The sequence below is a fragment of the Paenibacillus sp. Marseille-Q4541 genome, from assembly GCF_018310695.1.
Classification (GTDB): domain Bacteria; phylum Bacillota; class Bacilli; order Paenibacillales; family Paenibacillaceae; genus Paenibacillus.
In genome coordinates, this window is record NZ_JAGXCY010000016.1 from 75,462 (window position 1) to 102,125 (window position 26,664).

Genomic DNA, 26,664 nt, shown 5'->3' on the forward strand with positions numbered 1-26,664 from the left:
CTTATGCTGTCACCAGCCTATAGCTGCACCGTCACCGCGAGGATCAGCTGCTCCGCTGAGCATTCCATTTGGACCGATCATAATTCCTTGAGCTTGCCCCATCACATCATCCCACTCGCCAAGGGGGCGAACTTCATGTCCCATCGCTTCAAGTTGTTGAATGACTTCTATCCCGAAACGTTGTTCCAATTTCAGCTCATCCCCATCCTCACCCCAGGTTCGCCCATATACCCAGCGCGGGAGAGAAATCGCTTCCTGTATAGAGCATCCATAGTCGAGTACTGCCGTCAGTATCGACAACTGCGTTTGCGGCTGACCTTCACCGCCTTGTGTACCCAGCAGCAGATAAGGCTTTCCTTCCTTCATTACCATGCCTGGCATTAAGGTGTGAAACGTTCGTTTGCCTGGTTCAAGCACGTTAGCGGCATCAGGATCGAGTGAGAAAAAGGAACCGCGGTTTTGAAGAATGATCCCAGTGTTTTTGGCCATATAGCCTGAACCAAAATCGAAATAAAGGCTTTGGATGAACGAAACTGCATTCCCCTCACTGTCTACTACAGCTGCATAAGCCGTGTCCTGACCCATTGCTTGCGAGAGAAATGGTGTCGCTTCTTCTGCAGACTCAGTCACCTCATCCCATAACTGTTTTGCATAAGGTTTAGATAATAGCTGATCGAGTGGAATGTTACGAAAATCAGGGTCTGTCAAATACTGATCGCGGTCGCGAAATGATTTTTTGATAACTTCTGTCATGAGGTGATAGTAAGGAGCAGATAATCGGTTCAGTGAAGATACGGTCGTGTTCTCCAGCATGTTTAGCATCATCAGTACCGAAAAACCTTGTGAATTAGGCGGCATTTGGCATACTTCATATTCGTGGTAGGTCGTTTTTACAGGAGTTACCCACTCCCCTGTATGTTTTTCAAAATCTTCTTTTTGCAGAAATCCGCCATCCTGAATGACTGAAACTGAGATGGCCTCCGCAAGAATCCCTTTATAAAATGCTTCTTTTCCACCGCTTTGAAGTATTCGGAGGGAATGGGCAAGCTGAGGCTGAATGAGCAAATCTCCTTCGGCAAGGAGAATTCCATCTTTGATATAAACACTTGTCATTTCTTTATCTGCCCGAATATAAGCTTCATCCCGAATCATCCACATATGTAGATTATGAGAGACTGGACAACCTTTCTCCGCATACTGAATGGCTGGTTCGAACAATTTATCCCAAGGCAAACGTCCAAATTTATGAGATACTTCCCACCAAGCATCGACCATCCCCGGTACCGTAACTGCACTGAGAACACCTCTGCTTGGGATTGATATCATGTTCATTTGCTCAAACATTTCTCTTGTAACAGAGCTAGCCGAGCGCCCCGTTCCGTTATACCCGGAGAGCTCACCTGACTTTTCGTTATACATTAGAAAAAAAGCGTCCCCTCCAGGTCCGGTCATATGGGGATACACAACACCAAGCGCAATGCTGACAGCAATGGATGCATCATAGGCATTCCCACCCTGCGCTAAAATCCTTGCACCCGCACTTGTCGCAAGAACATGCGGAGAGGTAACCATCACTTCCATTCCAACAGGCATTTGATTCAGCATGGAATCCCCTCCCTGCTGGCTTCTGCATATACAGAAAGCGCAGCCTGCACCGCTTCACCGGCTGGGAGTTTATGTCCTTCCCTGATCAGTACACCTTCAAGCGCTCCAAGTACGTGCAGTACATTTTTACGACTGCAACTATAGCCCATCGTCCCTATTCTCCAAATTTTTCCTTTGAGAGGACCAAAAGAGCTTGCAATTTCGATCCCAAAATCATGCAACAATTTGCTGCGAACTTGTTCACCATCAATTCCTTCCGGAATCGTTATGCATGTGACACAAGGGAGTTTGCTTTGTTCGTTCCCATATAACGTAAGTCCCATCCCTTTGATACCTTGAACAAGCGCCCTGCCATTTAATTCATGCCTCGCAAAACGAGCCTCCAGTCCCTCTTGTAACAAAATACGAAGCCCTTCATGTAAACCATACAACATCGATGTAGCCTCTGTATGATGGTTTAGCCTTGCGGAGCTCCAGTAATCCTGAATCTGACTAAGGTCAAAATAATTACTTCGGATCGGAGCCGTGTTCAGCTCCATATCAAGGCTTGCTGGATCGCGTAATCCCCGTTCAATTCGTTTGCGGGATAGAAGCTTTGCTTCTATCCGTTTATTGTAAGTAATCGGCGCCATACCAGGAGGGACAGATATACATTTTTGCGTCCCTCCCATTACTGCATCGATATTCCAAGCATCGGTCTTGACTGGAACACCGCCAATCGTAGCAACGGCATCTACGACAAACAGAATATCCAGCTCTCTGCACGCTTTGCCAATCTCAGCGAGAGGCTGCATCTGACCAGTGGAAGTTTCACCATGCACAATGGCAACTATATCTGGCTTATGCAAGGTAATGGCATCAATAACAACCTGTGGATCAAAAACATTCCCCCACTCGGTTTCTATAAACACAACTTCAGCCCCGCAGCGTTGCGAGATTTCAACGAGTAAATGTCCAAACCGTCCGAAAATAGGTACAAGCACCTTGTCCCCTGGTTCAATAATGCTCACAAGAACCGCTTCAATTCCAGATCTGGATGTTCCATCCACAGGGAAACTCCATTCATTCGATGTTTGGAATACTTCTCTCACCATCTCCATGGTTTCGTTCATAAGAGATGTGAATTCTGGATCAAATTGTCCTAATATAGGAAATGACATCGCCCGTAGCACACGTGGATCGACCTCCACCGGACCAGGTGTCATGATTGTTCGAAGTGATGGGTTTAATTCTGAATATTTACTCATCTGTCTTCCCCCTGTAGCCATATTGGTGCAGCAGCTCTACAAGCACTCGAAACCCTAGGTTAATCTCTTCCTTTGACGTAAATTCCATAGGATTATGACTTACACCATTCTGACTTGGCACAAAAATCATCGCTACCTTGCAGATCTCCGCAAAAATCTGCGCATCATGACCTGCACCACTCGGCATTCTAAGGTAAGAAATATCTAGTTTGTCGCATACATCCTGAATACTCTCTTCCCACTCGCCATCCATAGGAATAGGATCTACCGATAAATGTTCTTCCCATTCAGCAGTTAATCCGTTTCGTGTAGCCGATTCTGTTACTAAGGATCGTACTTCACTTGTAAAACGATCCATTACCGATTTGTCCGTATGCCTGATGTCCAAAGTAAAAACAACTTTTCCCGGAACTACATTCACAGCACCAGGCAACACATCTAGACTGCCTACTGTGGCTACAAGTGGGTCACCATATGAAAGCGCAAGCTGATGGATCTGAAGAATGATCTCGGAGGTTCCAATAAGTGCATCTTTTCGATAGGCCATAGGGGTAGTACCTGCATGATTGGCTTCACCCGTAATGGTTACATCTAGTCTTTTCTGTCCGACAATATCAGTAACTACGCCGATAGATGTCCCCTTTCTTTCAAGCACAGCTCCCTGTTCAATGTGTAGTTCCACGTATCCATGAGGTTTAAAAGGCCTTACCGGAAAAGGAGAATCCGGTCCAAACCCACACATTTCGGCTGCTTGAAGTAAAGTAATTCCTTCTGCATCTTTCAGGTTTCTTACTGAACTCCAGTCACTTGCTCCCGTTATACTTCTTGAACCCCAGAAAGCAAATGGAAATCGGCTGCCCTCTTCTTCACTTAAGGATACTGCTGCAAGAGAACGAGCCGGCTGTCCATATACCTCCTTCAAATACATAAGAGCTACCGTTCCGGCTACTACACCAAGGGCTCCATCAAACTTACCTCCTGAAATAACGGTATCGATATGTGACCCTGTAAAAATAGGCTGTGAAAGGGCGCTATCATCTGTACCTTCCAAGAGTCCATACAGATTCCCAGATTGATCGAAGGATGTGATTAGTCCTTTTTCCTGCATAAAACATTGAAGATGTTGCTGAGCTAAAAGCCAGGAAGAAGAATATAAAACTCTAGTGTTTCCTCCATCTTCGCTTTTCCCAATATCGGACAACTCATCTAGCAACTGATGAAGAAGATGACAGGAAGCCTCAAAAACAGTTTCCTTATATGCCTCAGTATTCGTGATGTGACAAGATTCAGGCATAAATATCTCCTCCTTGAACGATGGTATTTTGTTTTACTGCTGGAATAAACTTACCGAGTCTTTGATCTATTAATCCGTGGAGATCGTCATAAATTTGAATTCCACGGCTAAATGTTGCCTTGACCTTGCAGGAGAATGTCCGGTTTATGTAAGGCGAAATTACATGCCGATAGCGAATTTCTTCCCTTGTCAGGGTATAAGACTCATTCATATCTATGATAGCAAAATCGGCATCCTTTCCAATAGCGATTTCTCCTTTAGATGTATCCAGACCAAAGCGTCTAGCAGGCTCTGATGCAAGTAAAGAGGCTATTAGGGTAAGCGGCACATTACGCCTTACATGCCCTTCCTCCAGCATCAATAAGAGCGTACTTTGCGCTCCCGCAATCCCACCCCAGATATGAAAGAAATTATCTGTGTCTTTCATATCTGGGGGACATGGAGAATGATCTGATGCAATCAAATCAATATCCCCTGACAGGAGAGCCTCCCATAACAACTCCTGTTCCTCCTTGTTGCGAAGAGGGGGGGCACATTTGGCGACAGCCCCCAGCTTTAGTACGTCATCTTCTGTCAAGACTAAGTAATGAGGACAGGTTTCAACCGTTATATCAAGCCCGCTACGCTTCGCCTCCTTAATCAGATCAACAGAGCGACGGGTGCTGATATGAACAAAATGAAGCTTACATCCCGTTTCCCGCGCATATACAATAGCCCGGGAAACGGCTTCGGTTTCCGCTTCAGGCGGCCGAGAAGCAAGATAATCCTCAGCCCCTACTTTTCCTGAGGAAATTCGTGCGAAGGCAAGCGCATTTGTCATTTCGTCACTCTCCGCGTGCAAGGCTAGAACCCCGCCAAGTTCGGCTATAATCGTCATCCCCCGTATTAGCGCCTTGTCATCGGTACGGGTAAAGATTTCCTCGCCTTCCCCTCCAGGTTCGGACATAAAAGCCTTGAAACCTGCTGCACCCACCTCAGCAAGAAAGCTTAGCTCCGTTTCATTATTTGGAACAAGGCCACCCCAAAAAGCATAATCCACATAACTTTTATCGGCCGCAGCAGACTGTTTGCATTCCCAGCCTCGTCTCGTGGTCGTCGGGGGCACACCATTTAGCGGCATATCAATATATGTAGTAATCCCACCTGCAGCCAGAGCAGCTGAACCGGTCGTAAATCCTTCCCATTCCGCTAGCCCAGGCTCATTAAAATGAACATGTGCATCAACCACACCAGGGAAAACGATCCGATCTTTACCCGAATAGATCAAGGTATGTTCATCCGGAATCAATCCAGGAGCAATAGCAGCGATAACTCCTCCCCGAATGCCGATGTCCACCCGCTCCACTCCGTGGGGTAAAACAACACGGCCACCTTGAATGATGACTTCAAATTGTCCCGGCATCAGAAGCCCTCCTCTTCAGATCGATGACCTAAACCTTCCTACTTCGACTTGCTAAGATCCCCGGTACGTGCTGTATCCTCCCGGAGCAACAAGTAAGGGAACATGGTAGTGTTCATCTATATTCACAATTTCGAACCTCAAAGGAATTACATCCCAGATCGAGCGAATACCGCTCTTCACAAGAAATGTTTCGTAGTATGCTCCTACATAAAAACGGAGTTCATAGATACCTACTATAAGCTGATCCTCTAAGAAAGGAGTGTCCATCCGTCCATCTGTATTGGTCACTCCTTTATCAATCAGTACTGCTCGTTCAAGTCCATGCTCCTCCTGGATAACGTAAAGCTCAACTTTCATATTGCTTCCAGGAATCCCTCGGCTCGTATCCAGCACATGTGTCGTCAGTTTTCCTGCCATTTAGATACTGCCCGCTTTTTCGGCTTCACTTTCTAGTGCATCAGCAAGATCATTTCTTGTCATGGAGAAGCCTTGGAAACCATACGGAGGACGAGGTTCCGTAAAGACCGATCCAGGACCCTCTGCTACTGTTTCAACAATCGTCTCCCATGTGCGATTATTAGATTCAAATGATACTTCTGCTAGTTGACTAAAATGATGAAGCACTCTAAGTCCAATTAGGTAAATGAGATTTTGAATGGAAGGAGAATTGTTTTCATGGAATACCGTGGCTGCTATATCACGAACCTGTTCTGCATCTACGTAATTCCCGCGAAGATCATCCAGACCATCTTCAGTCTCCGTGTATTTCCAGTGAATGTTCAAAAAAATGAACAGAGGACGATCCGATGTTTCCGGAAGCGTCGTATATTCGTCCCGAACAAAACCCGCAAAACCGCTCCCTTTCACTTTAATAAGTCTAAGATTCATAACTCCGCTTTGATGCGAAACCACGTTTATACTGCTATTCTCACGTTCGAGAACTACTGTAGCACTGGCACTTTCGTTATGAGAATACTTAAATACGAGATCACTTGGTACGATACTTTCCGCATTTCCTACTTGAATCTGTTCAAATGGTACTTGCTCTGCGGTCATTCGCACACCCGTCATTTGCGGATAAGTTTCAAGAAACTGCCGGCTAGCAAATTCAAGAAATCCTTCGACAGTAGCTCCCGTAAAATCGGCGGCATGACGCAAAATAAAGTTTTTCATGGAGTCCGTAGCAACGACCAGTGAATTGTCTCCTTCTGTGAAGGAAGTTATGAACTTTTCACCTTTTACAGCGACCTTGATATTCATTCCAAACAGTACATTTTCTCTTCCACGAAAAGCGGATTCAGGTATGGCCTTAACCCCAGTGAGTGGTTTAGCATATGAACGAAATACCCACACATCACCCTTACCGTAATACATGGTTCTCTCCTTCGATGCTTCGAATGTCATTTACACCGTCTCCTCTGCCATGTTTTGTTCGATCCAAGACTCAAGTCGATACCAACTGATGAGATACACTTCTTCCAGTGCCGTTCGGAATTCGTCATTTCTGACATGCTCTAAGCGTTCTTTCATGGCCTGCACAATGTCTTCTGCGGACCTGCCTTTTACAGCGATAATAAAAGGAAAATCAAATTTTACGGTATACCTCATATTTAGTTCAGCAAGCTCCTGACGTTGTTCAACAGATAGCGCATCAAGCCCAGCACCTTTCTGTTCATTTACAGAGTGCTCACTCATGGTAAGACGGGATCCGAGATCAGGATGATGACGAAGCAGTGTCAATTTACTTTCGTATTCTGCTTTTTCCACTACTTCTTTCATGAGCTCATGCATTTGTGCCAAGGAGGAAAACGGACGTTTCGTATATGTTACTTCAGCAACCCAAGGTGAATGTTCAAATAAAGTACCGAATGAAATAACATACTCTTCCTTAGCGAAAGAGTTTATATCTCCCAATGTCAGGTTCAGTGACTTACACCTCCTCATTCACTTTATATTTGCATTTTATGGTGTTAAAGGATGACATGACAATATAGATTATTTATTTTTGTTATATAAACTAACATAAAGCTCTTGATTTGTGTTCCATGCACGTATTCTATTTCACATATTGAGGTGTTGGAGTTGATTCTTGATCGTGTAGAAATTTCCGAAAGGTAAACACAAGTTTAAGTTTGAGAAGGTCATTAGATTTTTTGAGGTCCATTTGCAGGAGATTGCTGATCTTATCCATACGATAAGTAACTGTATTACGATGTACAAAAAGTTGTTTCGCCGCTTCATTAATAAGTCCATCATTTTCTATAAACGCTTCGAGTGTATTCATGAGTATTTGACTGGGATCTCCCCCTTCGATAAGCAGAGGTTCCAGTACCTTATTGCAGTAATTTTCCATAATAGATTCAGGCACATGGCCAAAAACATAAGCAAATTCTACAGTTTCGAACTGAAGTGCTATTTCTTTCATACCAAAACGACCCGCAAGCGAACGTGTATCCAAGCACTCCTGAAAAGCTTCGCGAAGTGATTTTAGTTCATACTTCATTTTGCTGATCCAGAATCTCGGTATCGATCCTCCAGAGGATAGACCAGGCCTGATCATATCTTCAAAACGACTCAGAAAAAACCTAGACAGTTCTTCACCACAATCCTTTCCGCCAGGGCATAAATAAATAGACAAGATGCCTTCGTCAATTTGAATATGCTGAGAAACCGTCAGCTGCATCATCGGGTTATACTGTAATTCTCGGTGAATTTGCTTCAGTATTTTTCCTTCGGCAAACACTTCCGGCTCCACTGTTGTCAGTACGCATTGATAATTACCTTGGAACAGGTGAATTCCCAGTCCTTCCGAACGTCTCACCAGCTCATCCCCACTCATCTTGCGATCCAGATATCGCTTCATAAGAAGACACATCTCATCTTGTAGGGTCGGATTAATATGTTCGCGATATGTCATATCCATGTCGTACGCAAGAACTTCTGCGGCTTGCTGAAAAAGTTCTTCCTCTTCCTTTAACGCATACGCGCCATCGGTATAAATAAGTAAAAAACCGAAATCCTCGTCCTTTTGAATAATTGGAACACGATAACAACTTCCATGATCCCATTTCACTCTTTGGAACATAGGTTTAAACGGCCATCCTCGTTGCACATTCAATTCTTTTGTCTCTTCACTTGCAAAAAGCAAATGCCCCCTCGAACCGACAACCGCAATGGGGTGCCCCAAAATACTAACGAGCTTAGCAAATACATCTTTTTTATGATCTTGATCAAGCGCAAATTGCATCAGTTTTTTCTGTTTATCAACAACAGTTTGCAACGTTTTCGTATTACGCTCATATTCAGCCTTAAACAAGGCATTCATTTGATCAGAGAAAGTAAATTGAAAAGGCAGTTCGATAAGCGGCAGCCCAAGGTTGTTCGCCTCAGCTATAATTTGGTCCGGTATATGCTGCCAGAACCTCCCTAGCTTTACACCGAGTCCCGCACAACCTCGTTCATTCAACTTACGTAGGAGCAGCACGGCTTCTTCCTCACTATCTTTCATCACAAAAGCTGTCGTAAATAACAACTCGCCAGATTTAATCCAATCCGCAATATCCGGAGCGTCCATAACATTAACCGATTTAAGCAATCTGGTTGTTCCCTGTGCTCCAGCGACCAATTTAGCTTCCGAGAGAGGATATATAGCTAAGGCTTCATTAACAGTAAGCTGCATACACGGCACCCCTTTATATCTAACATTTAATGTAATATTACCTCTTATATTGTTAATTATTATAACATCAAAAACGGTTTTGGAAAGAGAGAAGCAGAATATTTTTACAAGGAATCATAAATTTTCTAATGATGTAGCAGTTCGAATATCCCTTTAATCAAAATTAAAAAAACACAACCTTCGTAAAATGCACGAAAGATTGTGTTTTTTAGATCATTTATACTCAGTAATGTTGTAATCATTTGTGTTCAGCTGATTTACGAGCCTGACTTTGACGCTCTCCATATTTAAAGACAAGAATCCCTCCAATGATCACGAGCACACCAAGGAACTTATTAAAAGTGAATTCAATCTTTTCCAGTCCAAATAAACCGAGTGAATCCCACAACAACGCAAAACTGAGTTGAGATGTTAACACAATAGAAGTAGCAAAAGTCGGACCTAACGCCTTGATTGCCTGCATCAAACTAAATACAACACCAACACCGATAGCACCACTAATCCAATACCATGTCTTCATATTTTCCATGTGGTATCCACTGGTTCCTTCCAAAAGTAAACTTACCGTAAGAGCCGCAACCGCTCCTAAACCCAGCACGATGGTCGTAGTTAACCACGAACCTGTATGCTCTCCCATTTTGCTATTAAAAATAACCTGAAGAGCAACAAAGGAGCCTGCCACTAAGGCCAAAATGATTCCTAATGTCATCTTATTACATGTTCCTTTCTTGTCTAGTTAACTTACAGCTTTAGGATTACGACTCCAGCAATCATCATACCTATACCGACCAACTGCGGAATGGTAATTCTGCGTCTTATGACACCAAACCAGCCGTTGATATCAATAAGATAAGTAAGACTAAGTTGTGCAATAAGCAAGGCCGATATCGTGAGAGTTACACCAATATGTTGAATAGCAGTCACTTCACTAAAAATAATGATAGCTCCCATCAGTCCACCCGTTATGTATAATGGCTTCACCTTTCTAAGCTCACCAAAACTTCCATCACGCACTAACAACAAGATGATCAGCGCGATCACAAATCCCGTAATTTGTGTAATGGCGGCAGCCTGCCAGGTCCCCATATCTTCACTAATACTGGTGTTGGCTATCCCCTGCAGGGTAATGCAAGCTCCTCCCAGAATTGCAAATAGAATTCCTTTCACTTCCGCTCCTCCTTCTGTCTAAAAGTTACATACAGCATTTCTAATCATACAGGCTCTATAAGCGAAAAGGCAACCAAATAAGACCAGAAACCGGGTAGAGGTTTCTGGTCTTATTTTTCAGATATAAACTAGTATCTATACAGTTCTTTGACATTTTTCCGTATTACGCCTTTGGAGCGATCATTTTAGTCGGATCCACATACTCTTCAAACTGTTCCTCTGTCAGCAGTCCCGACTGCAAGGTTGCTTCCTTCAATGTCAAGCCATTCTTGTGCGCAAGCTTCGCGATCTTCGCTGCATTCTCATATCCAATATGCGGATTGAGCGCCGTAACCAACATGAGTGAATTATTCAGATTATGTTCAATCGCTTGTCGATTAGGTTCAATTCCCACTGCACATTTGTCATTAAACGCATGGATGGAATCTGCAAGCAGTTGTACTGATTGTAAGAAATTATAAATAATAACCGGTTTAAACACATTCAGCTCGAAGTTGCCTTGGCTCGCGGCAAAGCCGATAGCAGCATCATTTCCCATCACTTGTGTAACAACCATGGTAAGTGCTTCACTTTGTGTAGGGTTTACTTTCCCAGGCATGATGGAGCTTCCTGGTTCATTCTCTGGAATAGAGATTTCACCAAGTCCACTACGAGGACCACTTGCGAGCCAGCGTACATCATTTGCGATCTTCATCAGGTCAGCAGCCAGCGCTTTTACTGCACCATGAGTGTAAACCACTTCATCATGGCTTGTCAGTGCATGGAACTTGTTCTCTGCAGAGGTAAAGTTTTTACCCGTCGCTTTGCTGATCTCTTCTGCTGTCATTTCACCAAACTTAGGGTGCGCGTTAATTCCAGTACCGACCGCTGTTCCACCAATAGCGAGCTCTTTCATAGACTCTACACTGGCAGCAATCATACGCTCACTTTTGGCAAGCATTGCTTCCCAGCCGCTGATCTCTTGACCGAGTGTAATGGGAGTCGCATCTTGAAGATGGGTACGACCGATTTTGATGATATCCATAAATTCTATCGATTTCTTATGGAGCGTTTCTTTCAACACTTGAATCGCAGGAAGAAGCTGATCTTCAACGGCTACAACACCTGCTACATGAAGTGCCGTAGGGAAAGTATCATTAGAGCTTTGTGACATGTTGACATGATCATTCGGATGCAGGCGCTCTTCTTTACCTTGCTCAGCAAGCCACTTATTCCCGAGGTTTGCAATGACTTCATTCGTGTTCATATTGGACTGTGTACCGCTGCCGGTCTGCCATACAACGAGAGGGAAATGATCGTCAACTTTTCCAGCCAAAATCTCATCTGCTGCGTAGCCAATCGCTGCTGCTTTATCTTCCGAGAGCTTACCTAGCTGTAAGTTGCTTTTCGCTGCACTTTTTTTCAATATAGCGAATGCGCGAATAACTTCAAGCGGCATTTTTTCCTGACCGATCGGAAAATTTTCCTTACTGCGTTGTGTTTGTGCACCCCACAGACGATCAGCTGGAACCTTCATTTCACCTAATGTGTCTTTCTCAATGCGGTAATCCAATTGCAATTCCTCCTTGGCAGTTTTTTTAGAATTAATTACTCCGAATGTTGCTCAATTCATCAGCAACTTGCTTAACCGTTTATAACATACAACCTGCTAGTTTGTTCAAAAACAAATCCGGGCTCAAGGGCAACAAGACCTATTTCTTCGGCCGATTTCCCGGTAACATTCGGAGCATTCACCAAGTTCATTTGCGGTTCAGGACAGAAAAACTGGTTGCAGGCATTATTGTTCCAAATCATCCAGTGCTTGTACGAAGTACCTACGTCATAAACAAGCTTAACCCCTGTCTTCGTGTTGGTGAGTTCCATATAATTTCGACCATTCTGAGGCTGGGCAGTATAATGATTATCCATTGCAGCAAAATACGGACTCGCTCCGTCTGTCTGAAGGAGGATTTCATCTTCCGTTAAAGGCTGTGTGTTACCTGTTGGTAGACTGCGCTCATTAAGTTCAAGGCGCTCACCAATGGTTGCTTTGACTTTATAATCAGCCGCCGTACTATTTTCATCGAATGGAGCTTGTATTGCAGTATGAAAAGCTAATAGATTCGGCATCGATTCCTTGCCTTCATTCACAATCGTAACTTGCTGCTGTAAACCTAGCAGGCTCAAAGTATAACGAAGGCGAATCGTATATTCAAACGGGAGGTACCCATAGAACTCATGACCCTCTCGCACAATCTGCTCGACAACAAGGTAGCTCTCCTGGTCATTCGCACCATAACTTACGACTTCCCAAGGAATATAATGCATAAATCCGTGAAGATGGTTCCCCGTTGCTTCCTCATTTATGGGCAGTTCGTATACCTTACCGTTCCAAGGAAATTTCCCATCTTCAAAACGATTCGGCGGAAATAATACTGGAATTCCATATATACCTGGATTTTCTTTTAATTCCTGAGCCTGTTCTTCGCCAGGTTCTCTTAAGTAAGTATGACCTCGCTCTACATCACGAAAAGAAACAAGGTTCCCCCCTATTTCCGGGATCATCCTAGCTTCGTAAGGGCCAGATTTCAAAATAATAGCGGAAAAACTGCCATATGTGCCTTCATATGCCTTATGCGTTTCTTGTGCCATCGTTTCTTTTACGCCTCCTATATGTAGCGCTTTCATATCTAATATGAAGCAAGTTCCTCCTGACGAATATATCATGTTATCCAAAAAATTTCTATCATACCACTTTCAATGTAAAGCAAAAAAAGAGAAAGCCACTTCCTTATAAAGGAAACACTTTCTCTCTTCACTCTATTTTATCAACCTATCAAACGTATTTCCCTTGTTTGGGAAGTGCCAATCGGTCAAAGTCACGGGCGAGCCGTTCTAGTTGACCTCTAAGTTCCGTCTGTACCATCATATGCCCGTGTCCGGTAATGGCAAGTTCCGGCTTAAGATCAGCGAGCTTTTGAACCGAAATTTTAGCTTCTTCCCAATCTGTAGTGAAATACACCGGAGGTCCATTCAGTTCTTTATCTTGAAAAATAACATGCCACAGCGATTCTTGCTGGACGGTTATGATCGCATCTCCTGCAATGAGCGCACGATCCTGCTCTCGAAATAAGGATATATGTCCTGGTGAATGGCCAGAGGTAGCAACCCAGCGCCAGCCCGGTGCACCTGGTACACTATGATCAGAAGGCAACGCATCGACGCGGTCATCCAGATGAATAGCTTCGTTAGGTAAAACGAAGGGAGTACCTGCGATGAAACCACCACCAACTGTTTGATCAGCAGGAGGATAATCGGTTAGACCTGTAAGGTAAGGAAGCTCCAGCCTGTGAGCATAAACCGGTGTCCCCCAGTGTTGCTCAAGCTCTATGACGTTACCAACATGATCAAAATGCCCATGTGTTAACACAATGGCTAGGGGTGGACCATCAAAACGTTCTTCAGCAACGTGAATAATATCTTTTGCGAATCCCGGCATCCCTGTATCCACCAGTATCCATTGCCTTGAACCCGGTGTTCCGACAAAAAGGACATTAACAAATAATGTTCGCAGACACAATAGATCGGGTGCAACCTCCTCCAGAGCCGTCTTGCCTTCCGTAATCAGATTTTCAGATGCCATGTGACGGATACCTCCCATTCTTATTGGAATGCGCCCCTATGTGCAATCAATCATCTGTAGAATTCCCAAGTTGCCAGAAAATATGTGCTCTTTTGTAAGAAACCTCACCCTACTATCTATAGTCTGCATGTCACAGGAATAGAACAACCTTTCACCAGAACAAGCCCCTACTGCTTATCCCTTTTACTCAGGAATAGAATCAATGGCTGCATCCAGAAGATCATCATATAGCTCATCATCTACTTCCAATCTTTCATCCAGCTTCAAAAATTCTTCCTCAACCCCAGGTTCCCCAGCAAAATGCAAGCTGTAATCCCAGTCTTTGCCGTTCTTACTGAAAAAAGAGATCTCATATTCAGTTTTGCTATCGCCTATCGTAAAAACCGTCTGCCCTAACCAATGCTTCTCTTCATCCTTGTGCATGGATGCTCTAATTATGTTGTAACTCACGTTTTTCTCTCCTTATATTCCTAATAACATTCTTTTAAAAAAAGTGTTGCAGTAGTTCATTATTATTACGTATATTGTACAATAATAAAATAGCTTTGCGAAAGAGTCTGGAATAACTCATCCGGGCATGCTAATCTCATCGCTTTTATTTACCAAAGGTAAAAAAATATCCCATAGTGTGAAACGGAGGACTTTTAAATGTCTGATTTTGCCCAAAAACTGAAAGCTTATGCTGAACTCACTGTAAAGGTCGGAGTGAATATTCAACCTGGACAATCCCTTATTGTACATGCTCCTGTTGAAGCCAAAGATTTTGTACGTCTCATTGTGAAGGAAGCATATGATACCGGTGCAAGTTTTGTCAAAGTTCAATGGAATGATGAGAAGGTTACTCGCATGCAGTATGACCTTGCTTCTGCTGAAGTGTTTGAAAAAGAACCGAAATGGTATGCAGGTGAAATGACTGAAATGGTGGAAGAAGGCGCTGCCGTACTACATATTTTATCCGAGAATCCTGACCTTCTCAAAGGCATTAATCAAAACCGAATCGTCGCTGCTCAAAAGGCACGAGGTAAAGCAATGGCCAAATACCGTGCATATCAGCAAGCTGACAAATTCAGCTGGTGTCTGATTGCCGTCCCTTCCCCAGAATGGGCTGCCAAAGTATTCCCGGATGCACCTGAACAAGAACAAGTATCTCTGCTCTGGGAAGCCATCTTCAAGACAGTACGTATCGGAGAAGCAGATCCTGTAGCTGCATGGCAGACTCATCTGACGAATCTTGAAAACAAATCCAAAGTCCTAAACGAAAAAAAATATAAGAAATTACATTACAAAGCACCCGGCACAGACCTCACGATTGAACTACCTGAAGGGCACTTGTGGGCACAAGGAGACAGCATTAATGAACAAGGTCATACCTTTGTTGCAAACATGCCTACAGAGGAAGTCTTCACCGCTCCGCTGAAAACAGGAGTAAACGGTACGGTAAGCAGTACGAAACCTCTTAGCTATGGTGGGAATCTGATCGATAAATTCTCTTTAACTTTTGAGAACGGACGTATTATTAAAGTAACGGCCGAAGAAGGTCTGGAAGCATTGCAAAATCTCGTCGACATTGACGAAGGATCTCATTATCTAGGAGAAGTTGCATTGGTTCCTCATCAATCCCCAATATCGGACACCAATATTTTGTTCTACAATACGCTATTTGATGAAAATGCTTCTAACCATTTGGCGATCGGAAGTGCCTACGCTTTTAACTTAGAAGGCGGCAAAAACATGAACCAGGAGCAGCTCGCAGCGGCAGGACTCAACACAAGTTTGACGCATGTTGATTTTATGATTGGTTCAGGAGAAATGGATATTTACGGAATTACTGCAGATGGAACAGAAGAACCTATCTTCCTAAAAGGAAATTGGGCATTCTAATTAGAATGCGTGCGATAATCCATCCATCATGAGTACAATAATTTCTATTAAAAAGGGTTGCCTTCATGTCTATTCATTAGACGGGGCAACCCTTTTCTCATCGAAAAATATTTATGGCTTAAGAACACCTTCATGCAGTTCTCTTCTTTCTCTGAGAATATTTCGTATCCCCGCTATTGCATCCTCAAGACTCACGTTAAAACTTTTATTCTTCCCACACTCCTTCTGGAAATTTTGAATTGTCCATATTTAACCACTTTAGCTCATTTTAAACTTCATAGATTCATTAATTACTTCTTAGTTCATTATTTTGTAATTTGAATCATAGACATACCTGAGTGCTGCAATTAAGAATAGCGGTCGATAGGTAGAAGATGAAATTTATGGAGAATATTTTCATAATATAGTAAAATAACGGAATGTATATTCAAAAATAGAGAGATTTACCAGAGAGGGGATAATCATGTCTACCCGGATCCAACTATTGTTGGCTGCGGACTATAATGATCTAGGCGAGTCCCTGCAGAGAGAGATCTACTATGAATACTACCAAATGATGTACGGATTTATCGTATATATTGTAAAAGATCGCTCCGCGGCTGAAGACATTATCCAGGAAGCATTCATCAAAATCATTAAAAATAAACCTGAATTTGAAAATGAAATGAAACTAAAAGCTTGGCTCAAAGTAGTCACAAAAAATACTGCAATTAATTATTTAAGAAAAAATAAAAAAAATCGTAACCTTTTGGACGCAGACAGTGTTTTCTTAGATGTAGAGACTGTACAACAAACCTCTGTATCGATAGAATCGATCGTAGAGACGAAGTTGATGCAAGAATCCATAGAGCGCTATATGGAAACGCTGAAACCGGAGTACAGATCTCTCATTGAGCTTCGCTGGAAAGAAGGCCTCAGTTATCGGGAGATGGCAGAGCTTCTGGATCTGCGTGAAGATGTTATTAAGCAGCGCCTTTTCCGAGCCAGGGAAGCTATCAAGAAACTCTTGCATAGAGAGTGGGGTGCAGCTAATGAGCAGCGAAAAGTCCGATAATATGTTCGCTGATGATTCGGAAACCGTGTATGACAGAGAATTTGAGGATGCTTTTGACCTTGCTTTTGAGAACGCCGCTGCTGCCTCCACCTCAGTAGACAAGGAAAGTATGGAGGCTTCATGGCATAACGTGCAGGCCGAACTTCAGAAAATGGGGAGAAGAAAGCGTCGATTAATGCGCTGGAAGCTCGGTGGCGTCATCGCTGCTTCCATCACACTCGGAGCAACAATTTTCAGTATTCCGGCAGGACTTCAGGCGGATACGCTTTTTGTTGAAAAGTTGGAGAAGATGGGAGACGACTTTATTCTTTCTTTTACAGGTAAGGATACAGAAAAAGAAGCAGAAGATACCACGGGTGCATTAACATTGCCTCCCCCTGCTCCATCAGAAGCAAAACCTCCTGAGGGAACAGGGCTTCCAGAGGGAACGATAATCAGCAGTCATGACTTACAACCAGTAACCGTTTCTAGACAAATTGCATTAGATGGACTTACGTTTGTCTATCATGATTTTGAAGTTCCGTTTACCCCGGACAAGAAAGATTACCAGCTTCTGTTAGACGAGAACAATCCTGTGGATCCTGACAATATTTATCACTCAGAAGAATTAATCTTGGAATATTACAAGGATGACGAAAACTTACTAACGATACAAATCAATCAAAAATTCAATAAGAATAAAAACTCTGTCAACATGGTCATTACGGGAGATCCAGAGCCAATTACACTTGAAGATGGGACAGCTGCTATTTATTATGACAGTAGTCCATTATCTAATTTTGATAAGATTGCTTATCGGAACAATCTCGTCTTTGTACTTATCACTGGCACATTAGCTAAAGAAGATATGATTGCTACAGCCAATGCCATTCAAGCTAGTAATAACTTTGAATTAAAACCTTAAATTGCACCTATTATCAAAAGCCCAGCACTATAAATGTGCTGGGCTTTTTGGGTCATTGTATCCCCTGTAAAGCGGGACGTTTCATTATAATGAATTTATTATTTCATCAGATGAGATGGACTCGTATACGTCGTTTTCTCTAGCTCGGACCCCATTCTTACTGTATGTGTCGATACGACACGGTAGTAATACCCGCTAGTTACAGCAAAATTTTCATTCAAACTGACCGATTTTGATGCATTTTTTGATGCGGTTTTACTCGTAACCCCAACCCACTGCTCTCCTGTCCAGCGCTGAATGGCTGCATCAATACCAACAAAGTCAGCAACACTTATAGCTCCCGTTGTACCAAAAACAGAACCCATTCCACCTCCAGCAGACGCTATATCACTACTGTATACGCTTAAATACTTATACGCAGCTAGCATCTGATTATCGTTCATCTCTTCTGGTGGTTTTGTTGTGAGCGCTCCTTCTTCCTTAACGGGTTCGGCACCAGCAACACTAGCAAATCCCAAAGAAAGAAGAAATACAAGCAAAAATAGAACATTAAATCGGTTACCACGAATGTGTTTTTTCATAACATTTCCCTGCCTCACTATGTAATTTAACGCGCGTTATAATTAGTATTACGCCAAGATTTATCACAGGTTTCACTTCTATGGAAAAAATTTCAAAATAAAAAAACCGTCTCTTTTTGGAAACGGCTTACAGCTTTTTTTGGTATTATCAAGTCCATCATACTGAAATGATTTTATACTAAATGACAAGCAACCTGATGCCCTTTCTCCACTTCTCTGAATAAAGGGATCTCAGAAGAACACCGTTCTACTGCAAAGGGGCAACGAGTGTGAAACTTACAACCAGAAGGCGGATTCATAGGAGAGGGAATATCTCCTTTAAGTACGATACGCTCTCTTTTAAGCTTCGGTATCGGAATCGGCACAGCTGATAATAGGGCTTTGGTATAAGGATGTAGAGGACGCAGAAACAGATCATCTCTTGTTCCCGTCTCCACCATGGACCCCAGATACATGACTCCAATTCGGTCACACAAATGCTCTACCACACTCAGATCATGCGAAATAAATAGATAGGTTAGTCCTCTAGAAACTTGAAGTTTCTTGAACAGATTTATGATCTGAGCTTGAATCGATACATCAAGAGCTGATACAGGTTCATCCGCAATAATAAGTTCTGGACTGAGGGCAAGCGCCCGGGCAATCCCGATCCGCTGACGCTGACCGCCGGAAAACTCATGCGGAAATCGATCATAGTGATATTCAGATAATCCACAAGACTTCAATACTTCCGTAACGATCTCACGAACCTCATCCTTTGAAACCAAATTATGATCCAAAAGAGCTTCACCAATGGCGTCCCCCACTCGAATCCGTGGATTCAGAGAGCTATAAGGATCTTGAAAAATAAGTTGCATCTTTGGTCTTAACTCTCTTAACTCTTGAGGAGATAAAGCATGTAGATCTTTCCCTTGAAAACGAATCTCCCCTGCCGTTTTGTCATGTAAACGTAAGATCGTTCTTCCAACCGTACTTTTTCCGCTACCGGATTCACCAACGAGACCAAACGTTTCCCCCGGATACAGTGTGATATTCACATCATCAACCGCTTTTACATATCCTACGGTTCGGCCCATCAGTCCCTTTTTCACTGGAAAATACTTTTTCAGAGACTTTACTTCAAGTAAAGCTTCAGACATGACTAGCCACCTCCTCGTATAACCAGCATGCGGTTTTTTGCAAAGGAGCTACCTCTTTTAGCTGCGGCTCATTCGTTCCGCATATTGGCATACAGTGTGCACAGCGGTCGCTGAAATAACAAGATTCCGTAAGCGTTAAAGGATTCGGAACTTGCCCTGGAATCGAGTATAGTTCTTCCTGACGTTGATTAATGATTGGCTTCGATTTAAGCAGCCCCTGTGTGTATGGGTGTTTAGGAGAACGGAATAGTTCAACGACTTCTCCTTCTTCGACCACTTTGCCAGAGTACATAACGACAACATAATCAGCCATCTCCGCTACCACACCTAAATCGTGAGTAATCATGAGGATCGACATATTAGAGTCTTCTTTGATTTTACGAAGCATTTCGAGAATTTGTGCCTGAATGGTAACATCAAGCGCTGTTGTCGGTTCATCTGCAATAAGCAATTTGGGATTACAGGAAATCGCAATGGCAATCATCACCCGCTGCAACATTCCTCCACTAAGTTCATGAGGATAAGATTCTGCAATTTGCTCAGACCGTGAGATTCCTACTTCTTTTAATAGCTCAATTGCTCTTTTTTTAGCCATTTCTTTTTTCATTTTTTTATGAATGATCAGCGGTTCCATGATTTGCTCACCGATCTTCATTACCGGATTCAGACTCGACATCGGTTCTTGAAAAATCATCGTAATGTCGTTCCCGCGAATCGTTCGAAATTCATTTTTATCCATTTTCAGTAGGTCTTGGCCATTAAAATGGATCTGTCCGTTCACAACCTTGCCCCCAGGCTCCTCAATCAAGCCCATGATGGACATGGCGGTCACACTTTTCCCGCAGCCAGATTCCCCTACAATACAAACCGTTTGTCCTTCCGGTACAGAAATACTCACATCATCAACCGCTTTAACAGGCCCTTCGTCAGTATAAAAATGAGTTTTAAGGTGGTTAATTTGTAGTAAGGAGTCCATAGATTGTGTTCACCTACCTCTTCTGTTTAGGGTCCAGTACATCACGCAAACCGTCCCCAAATATATTAATGGCAATCACTGTAATAAATATAGAAAATCCCGGAGGTACCCATAACCATGGATGCTGCTGAAAATCAATCAAATTATTAGCTGCATCGATCATATTCCCCCAGGTTGGAGTCGGCGGCATTACACCTAATCCAAAGAAGCTCAGCACAGACTCACTTAGAATAGCGCCACCAATACTTAATGTCGCCATGACAATGAGAAGTGGATAAATATTAGGCAATAGATGATGAAACAGTTTTTTACGATCTCTTAGCCCAAGCACCGTTGCTGCATGCATAAATTCTCTTTCTCGTAAGCTCAGCATCTGCCCCCTTACCATTCGGGCAAGTCCTGGCCAATTGACGAATCCTAGCATGAGCATAACGATATACATCCGGTAATCTGGAGGTACTTTCCATTCTGACAAGAGAGCACCAATGATAAATAGGAGTGGAAGACTGGGAATCGTAAGCAGCAGATCGGCTATTCTCATAATAATTTGATCCACAACTCCCCTATAATACCCAGCTACTGCCCCTAACGTCGCTCCAATGAGAACAGACAACATCATGGAGGCAAGGCCTACCGTGAGGGAAATACGTCCGGCCTGCATAACTCTAGTTAGAACATCTCTTCCCAAATTATCTGTCCCAAGCCAGTGCTTCGCGCTTGGTGCCTTCTTCATCTCCAGCATGTTGATCTTGTTATCTGCAAAAGGTGAAAAAAGAGGGCCGATAAAGCAAATAAGAAACATAAATACAACAACGATCAGACCGAAAATAGCCAGTTTATTCCGCAGCAATTTACGAATGGATTGGCGCCATAAAGAAGATTTCACTTTGACGTGAGATCCTGTACCTGTTTTTGTAGCCCCGCTAATTGTTGACATTCGGCGCCCCCCTTAATCCAGCTTGACACGCGGATCTGCCAATCGATATAGCAGGTCCGACAACAAGGTGCCGAGGACAGTTAGAATAGCAATAAATACAGTAAAGCTCATCAGTAGCGGATAATCTCGTAAGGAAAAGGAAGACATATATAGTTGCCCGATTCCCGGCCAGTTAAAAATCTTCTCAATAATAAGTGAGCCACCGAATAATCCTGGAAGTTCAAAACCTACTAATGTGATAGCAGGTAGCAATGCATTACGAAGAGCATGAGTAAACAATACTTTTCGCTCTGTAAGACCTTTGGCTCTTGCCGTCCGGATATAGTCCTGCTTAACGACGTCAATCATGTTACTTCGAATATATCTTGTCAGTGAGCCAATACCGAGGAGTGTCATTACAGTCACTGGGAGTGCCATATGCCGGATCACTTCTTTTGCATATGCAAGTCCGGTTGCATTACTTCCTGTCGTTGTCATCCCGCCTGGAGGCAGCCATTTTAAATCGACCGCAAACATCTTGATCAGATAAAGTCCAATAAAAAATGACGGAATCGACATGGCAGCAAAAATAATCAGCATTACAATCGTATCAAACCATGAATACTGTTTGTAAGCAGAAATGACTCCAATGACAACCGCAATAAGCCATGTAAAAAAGGTCGACACGGCAGCAAGCAGAAATGAGTTCCAAATGTATTCATTAAAAAGGGTGAGTACTGGTTTCTGCTGTGCAAGCGAATAACCGAAGTCACCATGAAGTGCATTTTTGATCCAAATCACATAGCGATCAAGCAAAGGTTTATCAAGTCCATATAACTGCCTGAGTTCCGCTTTTCTTTCTGGGCTCAGCTTAATGTTACTTGATACATAATCTCCTGGCGTAAGTGCATACAGACTGAAGATCAGAAATGAAGCTGCCAGAAGAATAACAAATATGTAGGTAAGTCTCTTGACAAGGTATGTGCTCATATTACGCTCCTTATCTGTTTAGCCTATATCCGCCTCACACTGAGGACGGACATAAGCTAACTCCTTGTTTCTCAGACCAAATTCTACTGTTCGATTTTCCATTCAGGCAGTGATTGTGCAATTCCACGGTAAGGACTGATACTTACATTTTTCAATCGGCCGTTGTTTGCATAAACGGATTTTTTATAAGATGTGAAGATAACCGGTAGCTCATCGTTCAGAATTTGATACAATTCCTGATACACTGCTTTACGTTCCTCTGTATCTACGGTAGCTAGACCTTTTGCATATAGCTCTTTTACTTTTGGATTGTCGTACCCAGGAAGAGAGCCATCAATGAACTGATACACCCCATCGGACGGATCTGTTAGCATTGGGGTAGAGAAAGCAGCCATATCATAGTCTTTACTTTCTACTTTCGATACTAGAGCATTAAAGTCAGCGAATACTTCCGGCTGGAACTCAATACCGATTTCAGCAAAGTTCTCTTTTGCTACTGCGATAAAGATGTCTGTTGCCGGGCTCTTCGAACCAAGATAATGGATGGATAATTTTTTACCATCTTTCTCCCGAATTCCATCTCCGCCTACTGTCCATCCCGCTGCATCCAGAAGTTCCTTCGCTTTTTCCGGATTATACTCGTATGTGTTGATTCCTTCTTGCGTGTAAGACCATGAGATTGGTGCTGCCGGAATGTTCGCAACTTCACCTGCTCCTTGGTTGGCATCTACATAAATGGCTTGACGGTTCAAACCGTAAGTGATCGCCTGTCTTACTTCTTTTTGTTTCAGCTGTTCATTCTCAAGATTCAATTGGAAGTAACCATAAGTGCTTGGTGTGTATGGAAGTATATCTACATAACCAAGGCCTTTCAGTTTATCGATATTTTCCTGTGTTGCTGTGTAGGAAGCGAGGTCTACTTCTCCCGTTTCAAGGAACTGCCAAGTATCCCCTTGAGAAGTTTTGTAGATAAAGTGCTCTACCCCTGGTTTTCCTTTCAAGTAGTGTTCATTTGCTGTGAAACGAACCTCTTGGCCTGGTAGGAATTTTTCTAATATGTAAGGTCCATTACCAATCGGCGTGGAATGAAGTTTTTGTAAATAGTCCAGTTGACCAAATTTATAATCTTTCCCGTAGTAAGCTTTCGATAGTACATTACCACCCAGATTAAGCAATGCTGTTGCATTTGGTTCCTCAAGCGTAACGGAGATCGTATATGGATCAATAATTTTTATACCTTCAATACTGTCAGCTTTACCTTCTTTATAAGCAAGACCGCCTTTTACTTTCATAAGGGTAATGTCGGTATCACCGTCGTATGCCTTATCATGCAGAAGAGTCCAAGTAAAGGCTACATCTTCAGATGTAAGCGGTGATCCATCACTAAAACTACCTTTCTCAGGTAAGTGAAACGTGTATGTCAAACCATCTTCAGATACATCAAAACTGTCTGCATAATCTGCGACAGGAAGTCCTTCTGCATCCGATGTCACAAGCGAAGTATACAAAAGGGATGCAACATTACCGTCATATCCGCTCTGAGAAAAATAAGGGGTAAACGATCCGCTCGGATCGGTAAGTCCTACGATAACCGTATCTGTTCTTTGAACTGCGGTTTGAGGTAATTTGCTCATATCCGATGCGACTACAGGTTCTGATAACACAGTGCTTGCTGCAGGAGACTCTCCGGCTTCACCAGACGGAGCATTAACAGATGTCCCGGAGCCGTTATCGGCAGGTGAAGCATCTTCTCCTCCTGAACATGCAGATAACACAAGTGAGCTAGCAAGCAATAATGAGGACGCATAAGCTATCCTTTTTTTCATAAAACATCTCTCCGTCTCTTTACACAATTTTTTTGGCGCCGATCACTCTTACAAGAACACAGGTGCTTTTAATTCCGATGAACTAGGTATGTTTTGATCGATTAGTCAATATTATAGGAATCATTTACGGTTCTGTAAATAGAGAACTGATTATTTTTTTGGAAAAATTTCTTGTATTTTCTTTTCGTTCAAAATAAAAACCATCAAAAACCTTGTCGCGCAAGGAAATTGATGGTTTTTATTTCTTGTTTCATCCTTCTATGTAATTTATTAGATTTGTCTCTACCTGACGCAGCGCTTGTGATCTGATGCTGTATTCTACCAGGTTTTCTCCATCAAAATGAGCATATAAGAGTCCAGCACTGCGTAGCTTGGAAATATGATCATGGGTAATTCCCTTGGACAATTCTAGGTGTCTAACAATTTCAATAAAAGATCTCGGACCTTGGTGCAAAAACTTCAAAATTTTCAGTCGATTTTTCTCACCTAGACTCCGAATTACTCGTAAATCTTGAGGCGGTATAACAGAATCATCCCCTAGATAAATGCGAGCAGCATAATGACATACAATGGTGTTCCCGTATTGCCAAAAAATATTTAGCGGCTGAAAATGGTACTGAGGAATAAGCACAATTTGAACGAGACCCTCTGTCTTGCCAAACATGAGTCCTCGGGTCGTTTCGTCGAGAAAGGAATCCGCTGACTTCTGTTCTTTTGCGACTAATCGATTGGCATATTCTGCTTGGAGAGCATTCATAATGTCCGGGTTCATCTGTTTAAAATATTGTTCATTCCATCCGTATAATAATTGCTTATACCTGACTCTGAACAAAGCCATTTCAAATTCTGGAACTTCATAATCCCATCGCCTGCAAAGATATACGAACAGGTCAAGCAATGCTTTATCCGATGTGTTTTCCAAAAAGTTTATGTAATCTTCCGCCGTATTTATGTCTTCAAGTTCTAACAACAGATAGGCATACTTCCACTCGTCGTCCATTTGCCATTCGTGAATAAAAGAACGATACTCAGTTGTCAGCATACTGTTCGTCTGCTTGACCCAACTAGGAGAGAGTTCAATTTTTTTATGTGATTTGCGACAAATAAAAGTATGAAGGCTGTTCATAAACTCATGTACGGGTTTAAACTGAACGGTTATATTATAACTCATAGCTCCACACTCCTTCGTAAACTACATTATAACGCTCGAAGGAAGTAATGGAATAGACTCTATTTATAAGATTTCTTTATATAAATCTTGTTAATACTACGTCCCTGTTTGCTCATTTGAGACATGTTGTCTTGTTAGAAGTATTCTTGAGATCCGTAAATGCTCCATCTCTTCTATACAAAATTGATAACTCCCATTAATAATGCAGTCCCCTTTTTGAGGTGGAAAGGATTCGAACTCCGAAAATAACCACCCTCCAAGAGTATCATATTGACAGTCAGTTAGACTCAGATCAAGATGAGCGTTAAGTTCTTCAATCAACATCAGTCCATCAACGGAGTAGGTGTCATCACCTAGATATTCAACAAGCGGCCTTTCATTGTCAAACTCATCCTGAATTTCCCCAACAATCTCTTCCACAATATCCTCCAGTGTGACAAGGCCAGAAGTTCCCCCATATTCATCGATAACAATAGAAATTTGAGTCTTGGAATCCTTCATTTGTTTCAGTAACAGATCAATGGAAGTCGATTCTGGAACACTTAGAATAGGCCTGATTGTAGCTGCATAATCCTCTATTCCTGACATAAATAGATCTTTGATATGGACAAATCCAATAATGTGATCCTTATCTCCAGTACATACCGGATAGCGTGTACGCATCTCTATACTTGCGATTTTTAGATTTTCATGAATGGTCCAATCCGTATTTAAACAGATCATTTCGGTACGCGGAATCATAATTTCTCTAGCCGTCCTTGAGGAAAAATCAAGGATATTCTGGCTTAGCAAAGAACTCTTCTTAAGATCCAAATCGGGTGTATTCCTTCTTCGATTTAAAAAATACCCACTGAGTTTTTCAAATAACACTTTAGGGACAAATTTGCAACAAGTGATAAATAATAAAGCTACGATACCAGCAGCAAGGATACGAAATATCCATTCAGCAGTCATTACATTCATCCCTGTGTCCATAATCCATAAGCTCAGATGATGATTTGAAATTACGAATTCAACCATCATCCCAACTCCGATCAGTGGTAAAATCATGCCTATTCTGCAAGCATTCGCATAAAGGTGGGTAGACTCTCTAGCTGAAGACAGCAAATGCAGACTTTTTTCCATGAGCACAAATAAGCTACTAATCAGCACAAACCCCGCCATGATCAAAAATAATCCTATAGCCGGTAAAGGATCAGCCAAATGATTT

25 protein-coding genes are annotated in these 26,664 nt (G+C 42.6%); 3 read left to right on the forward strand and 22 right to left on the reverse strand.

Features of this window, described 5'->3' with window-relative positions:
• Positions 1-9: 9 nt before the first annotated feature.
• From ggt to KFT32_RS16420, 14 genes are all read right to left on the reverse strand, one after another.
• The gene (ggt, locus tag KFT32_RS16360; RefSeq protein WP_211748301.1) at positions 10-1,605 is read right to left on the reverse strand and encodes a gamma-glutamyltransferase; all 1,596 of its coding nucleotides are present in this window, start codon (positions 1,603-1,605) and stop codon (positions 10-12) included.
• A complete protein-coding gene (locus KFT32_RS16365; protein ID WP_211748302.1) occupies positions 1,599-2,852 on the reverse strand; it encodes a pyridoxal-phosphate-dependent aminotransferase family protein in 1,254 nt (417 codons plus the stop codon). Before KFT32_RS16365 ends, ggt begins: the two co-directional genes overlap by 7 nt.
• A complete protein-coding gene (locus KFT32_RS16370) occupies positions 2,845-4,146 on the reverse strand; it encodes a M20 family metallo-hydrolase (RefSeq protein ID WP_211748303.1) in 1,302 nt (433 codons plus the stop codon). The genes KFT32_RS16365 and KFT32_RS16370 overlap by 8 nt, the downstream gene beginning before the upstream one ends.
• Entirely contained in the window at positions 4,139-5,548 is a 1,410-nt protein-coding gene (gene allB, locus KFT32_RS16375) for an allantoinase AllB (protein ID WP_211748304.1), read from the reverse strand. The genes KFT32_RS16370 and allB overlap by 8 nt, the downstream gene beginning before the upstream one ends.
• A gap of 51 nt (positions 5,549-5,599) precedes the next feature.
• Entirely contained in the window at positions 5,600-5,965 is a 366-nt protein-coding gene (gene uraH / locus KFT32_RS16380) for a hydroxyisourate hydrolase (protein WP_211748305.1), read from the reverse strand.
• Entirely contained in the window at positions 5,966-6,952 is a 987-nt protein-coding gene (gene pucL / locus KFT32_RS27265) for a factor-independent urate hydroxylase (protein ID WP_249435931.1), read from the reverse strand.
• The gene (gene uraD, locus KFT32_RS27270) at positions 6,953-7,462 is read right to left on the reverse strand and encodes a 2-oxo-4-hydroxy-4-carboxy-5-ureidoimidazoline decarboxylase (protein ID WP_249435932.1); all 510 of its coding nucleotides are present in this window, start codon (positions 7,460-7,462) and stop codon (positions 6,953-6,955) included. It lies immediately after the preceding gene.
• Between the two features lie 142 nt (positions 7,463-7,604).
• Complete coding sequence (locus KFT32_RS16390; protein ID WP_211748306.1) at positions 7,605-9,227, reverse strand: PucR family transcriptional regulator; 1,623 nt, start codon at positions 9,225-9,227, stop codon at positions 7,605-7,607.
• 238 nt (positions 9,228-9,465) lie between these two features.
• Positions 9,466-9,936 carry a DMT family transporter gene (locus tag KFT32_RS16395; RefSeq protein WP_211748307.1) on the reverse strand — a complete coding sequence of 157 codons (471 nt, stop codon included), beginning with the start codon at positions 9,934-9,936 and terminating at the stop codon, positions 9,466-9,468.
• A gap of 32 nt (positions 9,937-9,968) precedes the next feature.
• Positions 9,969-10,394 (reverse strand): DMT family transporter, encoded by a 426-nt coding sequence (locus KFT32_RS16400; protein ID WP_211748308.1) that lies wholly within the window; start codon positions 10,392-10,394, stop codon positions 9,969-9,971.
• Positions 10,395-10,557: 163 nt separating this feature from the next.
• Positions 10,558-11,946: a class II fumarate hydratase gene (fumC, locus tag KFT32_RS16405; RefSeq protein WP_211748309.1), complete on the reverse strand. Its 1,389-nt coding sequence runs from the start codon at positions 11,944-11,946 to the stop codon at positions 10,558-10,560.
• 71 nt (positions 11,947-12,017) lie between these two features.
• Positions 12,018-13,025 (reverse strand): aldose 1-epimerase, encoded by a 1,008-nt coding sequence (locus KFT32_RS16410; protein ID WP_211748310.1) that lies wholly within the window; start codon positions 13,023-13,025, stop codon positions 12,018-12,020.
• A gap of 184 nt (positions 13,026-13,209) precedes the next feature.
• Entirely contained in the window at positions 13,210-14,016 is an 807-nt protein-coding gene (locus KFT32_RS16415) for an MBL fold metallo-hydrolase (RefSeq protein ID WP_211748311.1), read from the reverse strand.
• 183 nt (positions 14,017-14,199) lie between these two features.
• On the reverse strand, positions 14,200-14,466 hold the full coding sequence (locus KFT32_RS16420; RefSeq protein ID WP_349304919.1) for a hypothetical protein: 267 nt from the start codon (positions 14,464-14,466) through the stop codon (positions 14,200-14,202).
• A gap of 198 nt (positions 14,467-14,664) precedes the next feature.
• On the opposite strand from KFT32_RS16420, the gene KFT32_RS16425 reads away from it, so the two are divergent.
• The 3 genes from KFT32_RS16425 (at position 14,665) to KFT32_RS16435 (ending at position 17,855) form a co-directional block, all read left to right on the forward strand.
• A complete protein-coding gene (locus tag KFT32_RS16425; protein ID WP_211748312.1) occupies positions 14,665-15,897 on the forward strand; it encodes an aminopeptidase in 1,233 nt (410 codons plus the stop codon).
• A gap of 463 nt (positions 15,898-16,360) precedes the next feature.
• A complete protein-coding gene (locus KFT32_RS16430; RefSeq protein WP_211748313.1) occupies positions 16,361-16,951 on the forward strand; it encodes an RNA polymerase sigma factor in 591 nt (196 codons plus the stop codon).
• Positions 16,929-17,855 carry a hypothetical protein gene (locus KFT32_RS16435; protein WP_211748314.1) on the forward strand — a complete coding sequence of 309 codons (927 nt, stop codon included), beginning with the start codon at positions 16,929-16,931 and terminating at the stop codon, positions 17,853-17,855. The genes KFT32_RS16430 and KFT32_RS16435 overlap by 23 nt, the downstream gene beginning before the upstream one ends.
• A 98-nt stretch (positions 17,856-17,953) precedes the next feature.
• On the opposite strand, the gene KFT32_RS16440 is transcribed toward KFT32_RS16435, so the two are convergent.
• From KFT32_RS16440 to KFT32_RS16475, 8 genes are all read right to left on the reverse strand, one after another.
• The gene (locus KFT32_RS16440; protein ID WP_211748315.1) at positions 17,954-18,436 is read right to left on the reverse strand and encodes a hypothetical protein; all 483 of its coding nucleotides are present in this window, start codon (positions 18,434-18,436) and stop codon (positions 17,954-17,956) included.
• Between the two features lie 173 nt (positions 18,437-18,609).
• Positions 18,610-19,575 (reverse strand): ABC transporter ATP-binding protein, encoded by a 966-nt coding sequence (locus tag KFT32_RS16445; protein WP_211748316.1) that lies wholly within the window; start codon positions 19,573-19,575, stop codon positions 18,610-18,612.
• Positions 19,568-20,551, reverse strand: a complete 984-nt coding sequence (locus KFT32_RS16450; RefSeq protein ID WP_211748317.1) for an ABC transporter ATP-binding protein — start codon at positions 20,549-20,551, stop codon at positions 19,568-19,570. Before KFT32_RS16450 ends, KFT32_RS16445 begins: the two co-directional genes overlap by 8 nt.
• Before the next feature lie 13 nt (positions 20,552-20,564).
• A complete protein-coding gene (opp4C, locus tag KFT32_RS16455) occupies positions 20,565-21,488 on the reverse strand; it encodes an oligopeptide ABC transporter permease (RefSeq protein WP_211748318.1) in 924 nt (307 codons plus the stop codon).
• A 12-nt stretch (positions 21,489-21,500) separates the two neighbouring features.
• Positions 21,501-22,457: an ABC transporter permease gene (locus tag KFT32_RS16460; RefSeq protein ID WP_211748319.1), complete on the reverse strand. Its 957-nt coding sequence runs from the start codon at positions 22,455-22,457 to the stop codon at positions 21,501-21,503.
• 83 nt (positions 22,458-22,540) lie between these two features.
• Positions 22,541-24,283, reverse strand: a complete 1,743-nt coding sequence (locus KFT32_RS16465) for an ABC transporter substrate-binding protein (RefSeq protein ID WP_211748320.1) — start codon at positions 24,281-24,283, stop codon at positions 22,541-22,543.
• A 250-nt stretch (positions 24,284-24,533) separates the two neighbouring features.
• Positions 24,534-25,454: an ArsR/SmtB family transcription factor gene (locus KFT32_RS16470; protein WP_249435933.1), complete on the reverse strand. Its 921-nt coding sequence runs from the start codon at positions 25,452-25,454 to the stop codon at positions 24,534-24,536.
• A gap of 96 nt (positions 25,455-25,550) precedes the next feature.
• Positions 25,551-26,664: hemolysin family protein (locus KFT32_RS16475; protein WP_211748321.1), on the reverse strand; the 1,114-nt coding region annotated here is incomplete at its 5' end.

Excerpts from the sequence above, each read along its gene's own strand:
- KFT32_RS16390 (WP_211748306.1), bottom strand. The coding sequence starts at position 9,227 with ATGCAGCTTACTGTTAATGAAGCCTTAGCTATATATCCTCTCTCGGAA.
- KFT32_RS16395 (WP_211748307.1), bottom strand. The coding sequence starts at position 9,936 with ATGACATTAGGAATCATTTTGGCCTTAGTGGCAGGCTCCTTTGTTGCT.
- ggt (WP_211748301.1), bottom strand. The coding sequence starts at position 1,605 with ATGCTGAATCAAATGCCTGTTGGAATGGAAGTGATGGTTACCTCTCCG.
- KFT32_RS16410 (WP_211748310.1), bottom strand. The coding sequence starts at position 13,025 with ATGGCACAAGAAACGCATAAGGCATATGAAGGCACATATGGCAGTTTT.
- KFT32_RS16370 (WP_211748303.1), bottom strand. The coding sequence starts at position 4,146 with ATGCCTGAATCTTGTCACATCACGAATACTGAGGCATATAAGGAAACT.
- KFT32_RS16440 (WP_211748315.1), bottom strand. The coding sequence starts at position 18,436 with ATGAAAAAACACATTCGTGGTAACCGATTTAATGTTCTATTTTTGCTT.
- KFT32_RS16460 (WP_211748319.1), bottom strand. The coding sequence starts at position 22,457 with ATGAGCACATACCTTGTCAAGAGACTTACCTACATATTTGTTATTCTT.
- allB (WP_211748304.1), bottom strand. The coding sequence starts at position 5,548 with ATGCCGGGACAATTTGAAGTCATCATTCAAGGTGGCCGTGTTGTTTTA.
- KFT32_RS16430 (WP_211748313.1), top strand. The coding sequence starts at position 16,361 with ATGTCTACCCGGATCCAACTATTGTTGGCTGCGGACTATAATGATCTA.
- KFT32_RS16450 (WP_211748317.1), bottom strand. The coding sequence starts at position 20,551 with ATGGACTCCTTACTACAAATTAACCACCTTAAAACTCATTTTTATACT.
- KFT32_RS16465 (WP_211748320.1), bottom strand. The coding sequence starts at position 24,283 with ATGAAAAAAAGGATAGCTTATGCGTCCTCATTATTGCTTGCTAGCTCA.
- KFT32_RS16435 (WP_211748314.1), top strand. The coding sequence starts at position 16,929 with ATGAGCAGCGAAAAGTCCGATAATATGTTCGCTGATGATTCGGAAACC.
- KFT32_RS16470 (WP_249435933.1), bottom strand. The coding sequence starts at position 25,454 with ATGAGTTATAATATAACCGTTCAGTTTAAACCCGTACATGAGTTTATG.
- uraH (WP_211748305.1), bottom strand. The coding sequence starts at position 5,965 with ATGGCAGGAAAACTGACGACACATGTGCTGGATACGAGCCGAGGGATT.
- KFT32_RS16365 (WP_211748302.1), bottom strand. The coding sequence starts at position 2,852 with ATGAGTAAATATTCAGAATTAAACCCATCACTTCGAACAATCATGACA.
- KFT32_RS16415 (WP_211748311.1), bottom strand. The coding sequence starts at position 14,016 with ATGGCATCTGAAAATCTGATTACGGAAGGCAAGACGGCTCTGGAGGAG.
- KFT32_RS16425 (WP_211748312.1), top strand. The coding sequence starts at position 14,665 with ATGTCTGATTTTGCCCAAAAACTGAAAGCTTATGCTGAACTCACTGTA.
- pucL (WP_249435931.1), bottom strand. The coding sequence starts at position 6,952 with ATGACATTCGAAGCATCGAAGGAGAGAACCATGTATTACGGTAAGGGT.
- KFT32_RS16445 (WP_211748316.1), bottom strand. The coding sequence starts at position 19,575 with ATGTCTGAAGCTTTACTTGAAGTAAAGTCTCTGAAAAAGTATTTTCCA.
- opp4C (WP_211748318.1), bottom strand. The coding sequence starts at position 21,488 with ATGTCAACAATTAGCGGGGCTACAAAAACAGGTACAGGATCTCACGTC.